We start from the raw sequence: 653 nt of genomic DNA on the forward strand, positions 1-653 counted from the left end.
GGCGTTACGCTGTGGGTCGACGAGGGCGTTACGCTTTTCGCGTCACGCAACCCCAAAGACTATGACAACGGCAAGGGCACCTGCGGAGTGACCACGGTCGCCAATCAGGACGCCTGCAGCTCGCTGATTTCTGCAAAAAACACCCGCGCCAGCGGCGTGATAGGAAAAGGCGTGATTGATGGTCGCGGCGGGAGTCTGCTTACCTCAGGGGCAAATGCCAATCTGCGTAGCTGGTGGGACCTTGTTTACCAGAAGACCTTGTCCAATGCTTACCAGCAAAAACCGCGCCTGATTCAGGTCAGTGGGGGGACAGACTTTGTCATCCAGGGGCTAACGCTGCAAAACGCGCCGGCCTTCAACATTGTGACTGACGGCGTGACAGGGGTGACTGTCTGGGGGATCAAGATTTTGAATCCCAGCCGCGTCTATACGGTTGAGGGTTATCACTGCCCGACCGGTTCGACGCCCGACCAGAAGACACCGGGCACCTGCTTTACCCCGGAAACCGTGAAGAACACCGATGGCTTCGACCCCGGCCAATCAAACAAGGTACTGCTGGCCTACTCCTATATCAGTACAGGCGATGACAACGTAGCGATAAAGTCCAGCCGCCTCCCCGGCAGCCGGGACCTGATGTTCGCGCACAATCACTT

Annotated in this window: 1 protein-coding gene; it reads left to right on the top strand. The window is 57.7% G+C overall.

Features of this window, described 5'->3' with window-relative positions; genetic code table 11:
- Positions 1 to 653, top strand: a 653-nt coding sequence (locus AO277_RS15395) for a glycosyl hydrolase family 28 protein (protein WP_257214234.1), incomplete at both ends; no start/stop codon positions are given.

Origin of the sequence: Pseudomonas amygdali (assembly GCF_002699855.1) — a bacterium.
GTDB lineage: Bacteria > Pseudomonadota > Gammaproteobacteria > Pseudomonadales > Pseudomonadaceae > Aquipseudomonas > Aquipseudomonas amygdali.